General features: G+C 74.4%; 5 protein-coding genes. All 5 read left to right on the top strand.

The window, feature by feature from the left end; all coding sequences use genetic code 11:
* On the top strand, positions 1-538 hold a 538-nt coding region (locus tag B7767_RS25020; protein WP_085574173.1), incomplete at its 5' end, for an urease subunit beta.
* 38 nt (positions 539-576) lie between these two features.
* Complete coding sequence (locus tag B7767_RS25015) at positions 577-2,247, top strand: urease subunit alpha (RefSeq protein ID WP_179167274.1); 1,671 nt, start codon at positions 577-579, stop codon at positions 2,245-2,247.
* A gap of 8 nt (positions 2,248-2,255) precedes the next feature.
* The gene (locus B7767_RS25010) at positions 2,256-3,305 is read left to right on the top strand and encodes an agmatine/peptidylarginine deiminase (RefSeq protein WP_085574171.1); all 1,050 of its coding nucleotides are present in this window, start codon (positions 2,256-2,258) and stop codon (positions 3,303-3,305) included.
* Between the two features lie 9 nt (positions 3,306-3,314).
* Positions 3,315-3,806, top strand: a complete 492-nt coding sequence (locus B7767_RS25005; protein ID WP_085574170.1) for a hypothetical protein — start codon at positions 3,315-3,317, stop codon at positions 3,804-3,806.
* Entirely contained in the window at positions 3,803-4,405 is a 603-nt protein-coding gene (locus B7767_RS25000) for a TetR/AcrR family transcriptional regulator (protein WP_256923559.1), read from the top strand. Before B7767_RS25005 ends, B7767_RS25000 begins: the two co-directional genes overlap by 4 nt.
* The last annotated feature ends 227 nt before the right edge of the window (positions 4,406-4,632 follow it).

Below are 4,632 nucleotides of genomic sequence, written 5' to 3'. Positions count from 1 at the left end.
CGTCGAGCGCGGCCGGTCGGTGCTCGGGCCCGACGACGTGCTGCCCGGAGTGGCGGACGTGGTCACCGAGGTGCACGTCGAGGCGGTCTTCGACGACGGCTCCCGGCTCGCGGTCGTCTCCGACCCGATCGGCGGCGGACTCGGGGAGCGGGCCCCGGGAGCACTGCTGCCCGGCCCGCCGCACACCGAGCCCGAGCCGGTGGTGCGGCTGACGGTCACCAACACCGCCACCGTGCCCGTCTCGGTGACCTCCCACTTCCATTTCTTCGAGGCCAACCCGCGCCTGGACTTCCGGCGCGCCGACGCCTACGGCATGCGGCTCGCCGTGCCCGCCGGGTCGTCCGTGCGCTTCGGACCGGGCGGGACCCGTGAGGTCGGACTCGTGCCGATGGGCGGCGCACGTGTCGCCGTCGGTTTCGCCGGACTGGTCGACGGACCGCTGGACGCCCCGGGCGCCAGGGAGGAGGCGCTGCGTCGGGCGGCGGCCTGCGGATACCTCGGTGCCGCACCCGACGGGCCCGAAGGAGGCGGACGGTGAGCCGCTCGAAGGGACGCGAGATCAGCGAGTCCGTCCGGATCGCCCCCCACGCCTACGCGGCCACCCACGGCCCGCGCGCCGGGGACCGCGTCCGGCTCGGCGACTCCGGGCTGACCGTCCGCGTCGAGTCCGACGCCCAGCGGTACGGCGACGAGTTCCTCGCGGGCTTCGGCAAGACCGCCCGCGACGGGCTGCACCTGAAGGCCGCCGCCGTACGGGAGACCTGCGACGTCGTCATCAGCAACGTGGTGGTGATCGACGCGGTGCTGGGGATCCGGAAGGTCTCCATCGGGATCAGGGAGGGGCGGATCCACTCGATCGGGCGGGCCGGGAACCCCGACACCCTCGACGGCGTGGACGTCGTGGTCGGCACGGGAACCTCGATCGTCTCCGGCGAGGGACTGATCGCCACCGCCGGAGCCGTCGACACACACGTCCATCTGCTGTCGCCGCGCATCATGGAGGCGTCGCTGGCCTCCGGGGTCACCACGATCATCGGCCAGGAGTTCGGCCCGGTCTGGGGCGTCGGCGTCAACTCGCCCTGGGCGCTGCGGCACGCCTTCGGCGCCTTCGACGCCTGGCCGGTCAACATCGGCTTCCTGGGCCGGGGTTCGTCGTCCCACGAGGCGCCGCTGATCGAGGCGCTCGCCGAGGGCGGCGCGTCCGGCTTCAAGGTGCACGAGGACATGGGAGCCCACACCCGGGCCCTGGACACGGCGCTGCGGGTCGCCGAGGAGCACGACGTCCAGGTCGCCCTGCACAGCGACGGCCTGAACGAGTGCCTGTCGGTCGAGGACACCCTGCGGGTGCTGGAGGGGCGCACCATCCACGCCTTCCACATCGAGGGCTGCGGCGGCGGACACGTCCCCAACGTGCTGAAGATGGCGGGCGTGCCGAACGTCATCGGCTCCTCCACCAACCCCACCCTGCCCTTCGGCCGGGACGCGGTCGCCGAGCACTACGGCATGATCGTCTCCGTCCACGACCTCAAGACCGACCTGCCCGGCGACGCGGCCATGGCCCGCGACCGCATCCGCGCCGGGACCATGGGCGCCGAGGACGTGCTGCACGATCTGGGCGCCATCGGCATCACCTCCTCCGACGCGCAGGGCATGGGCCGCGCGGGCGAGACGGTCCGCCGTACCTTCGCCATGGCCGGGAAGATGAAGGCCGAGTTCGGTGCGCCCGGGGACCACGACAACGAGCGGGTCCTGCGGTACATCGCCAAACTGACCATCAACCCCGCGATCGCCCACGGTCTCGCCCACGAGGTGGGCTCGATCGAGACCGGCAAGCTCGCCGACATCGTGCTGTGGCGGCCGGAGTACTTCGGTGCCAAACCCCAGCTGGTGCTCAAGGCCGGCTTCCCCGCGTACGGGGTGGTCGGCGACCCCAACGCGGCGACCGACACCTGCGAACCCCTCGTCCTGGGACCGCAGTTCGGGGCGTACGGCGCCACGCCCGCCGACCTCTCGGTCGCCTTCGTCGCGCGGGCCGCCCTCGACCGGGGGCACGACACCATGCCGACCCGGCGCCGCAGGGTCGCCGTGCGCGGCACCCGCGGCATCGGCCCGGCGGACCTGCGCCTCAACTCCCGCACCGGGGCCGTCGACGTCGACCGGCGCACCGGCCTCGTCACCCTCGACGGGGAACCGCTCGGCTCCCGGCCCGCCGACTCGGTCTCCCTCAACCGCCTCTACTTCCTCTGAGGACCCCCATGAACACGCCCGCATCCGACGGCTTCCGCATGCCCGCCGAGTGGACCCCGCACGAGCGCACCTGGATGGCCTGGCCCGGCCCCAACCACACCTTCGCCGACCCCGGCGAGCTGGACGCAGCCCGGACCGCCTGGGCGGCGGTGGCCCGCGCGGTCCGCCGCTTCGAGCCGGTGACGGTGGTGTGCGGCACCGGCCAGTCGGACGGGGCGCGGGCGCTGCTCGGCCCCGGCGTCGACACCGTCGAGCGGGACCTCGACGACGCCTGGATGCGCGACACCGGGCCGACCTTCCTCACCGACGGCGCGGGCCGGCTGGCGGCCGTCGACTGGACGTTCAACGGCTGGGGCGCCCAGGAGTGGGCCCGCTGGGAACACGACGCGAAGATCGCCGCGTACGTCTCGGACCTCGCGGGGGCACGGACGTACGCCTCGCCCCTGGTCAACGAGGGCGGCGCGATCCACGTCGACGGCGAGGGCACGGTGCTGCTCACGGAGACGGTCCAGCTCGGCCCGGAGCGCAACCCCGGCTGGTCCCGCGAGCGGGTCGAGGCGGAGATCCACGCCCACCTCGGCACCCGCAAGGCGATCTGGCTGCCGCGCGGCCTCACCGGCGACTATCCCCCGCACGGCTTCGGCACCCTCGGCCATGTGGACATCGTCGCGGCCTTCGCCCGCCCCGGTGTGGTCGTGGCCCATGTGCAGCCCGACCCGGCCCACCCCGACCACGAGGTCACCAAGGAGACCGTCGGCCTGCTGAGGTCGCAGACGGACGCGCGCGGCCGCCGCCTGGAGGTCGTCGAGGTCCCCGCCCCGACCGTCCTGGAGGCCGACGGACGCTGGGCCGACTACTCCTACATCAACCACTACCTCTGCAACGGCGGCGTGGTGCTCTGCGGCTTCGACGACCCGCGCGACGGCACCGCGGCCGGGATCTTCCGCCGCCTCTTCCCCGAGCGCACGGTGACGCTCGTCGACGCGCGCGCCGTCTTCGCGGGCGGCGGCGGCATCCACTGCATCACCCAGCAGCAGCCGAAGACGGCGGTCGGGTAGAACAGACGGGTGAACGTACTGCTCTGCGCCACCTGCGGAACACGGCTGACCAGGCCGGTCCGCCGGCTCGACGAGATGCCCGGGTGCCCCGGCCGGGACGGGCTCCCGGGCCCGGACGGCCGGCGGCACGGCCCGCCGAGCGTGCCGCGCGGGACGTACGCGGTCGATCCGCTGCCCTTCGGAGCGCCGTTCGAGCCGGCCGCCCCCGACGAGGAGTACGACGGGATCGTGCCCGGCGGCATGTGGATGTCCGACGAGCGGGGCTTCCTGGTCTCGGTGGGGCCGCGCGGCACGTACGTGCTGCATCCGGACGACGTCGTGGACGTCGTTCCGCACCCCGACGGGCGCCGCCTCACCGGCTGCTGCGGACCGCACGGACGGGCCGGGGCCAACCACGTCTGCGCGTGCGGGGCCGAGGTGGCGATCGTGGCCGCCGACTGCACCAGCGGCTACGAGACCCGGCTCGTCCCGGACGCCGTCCGCGTGGAGGCCGCCGCGTGAGCGCCCGCCGCCGCACCCCCGCGCCGCCTCGCGAGGACGTCCTCGCGACCGCCATGGCGATGATCGCCGAACGCGGCCTGGAACAGCTGACCATGGCGGCTCTCGGCCGGGAAGTCGGCATGAGCAGCGGTCACCTGATCTACTACTTCAGGTCCAAGGACGAGCTGCTGCTGCGCACCCTGGAGTGGAGCGAGGGCCGCCTCGGCACCGAGCGCGCACGGCTGCTCGCCCGTCCCGGCAGCGCGCGCGAACGCCTCGACGCCTACGTCGGCCTGTACGTCCCGGGCGGCCACCGCGATCCGCACTGGACGCTGTGGCTGGAGGTCTGGAACCGCTCGCAGAACGCCGGAACCGACGCCCGCGACCGGCAGGCCGCCATCGAGGGCGCCTGGCACCGCGACCTGGTGGCGCTGCTGGCCGAGGGCATCTCCCGGGGCGAGTTCCGCCGGGTCGACCCGGACCGTTACGCGACCCGCCTCCGTGCGCTGCTCGACGGGCTCTCCACCCATGTGGCGATCGGCCTGCGCGGCACGGGCCGGCCCCAAGTGCTCGCCCACGTGGAGGAGTTCCTCGCCGAAACACTCCTCGCGGACGTCTGACCTCCTGCCCGGGGCGTACGCGGACCGGCGGACCGACCGGGCGGCCGTGCGATCGGCCCGGACGGGTCCTCGGCGCGGGGCCGGAGGACGGGCAGCCACGGGGAAGCAGGGGGAAACACGCGGGGAGCCGTGCGGGGGCGTCCGCCGCGGTGATCGCGGGGGCCGTGGTGGCGACGGCGGCACTGTCCGCGCCGGCCGCTCCGGCGCGGGGGAGACCGGGCGCGTCG

It is taken from the genome of Streptomyces sp. 13-12-16 (assembly GCF_002114215.1).
Lineage (GTDB): Bacteria > Actinomycetota > Actinomycetes > Streptomycetales > Streptomycetaceae > Streptomyces.
This window is presented reverse-complemented; position numbering and strand designations above follow the sequence as displayed.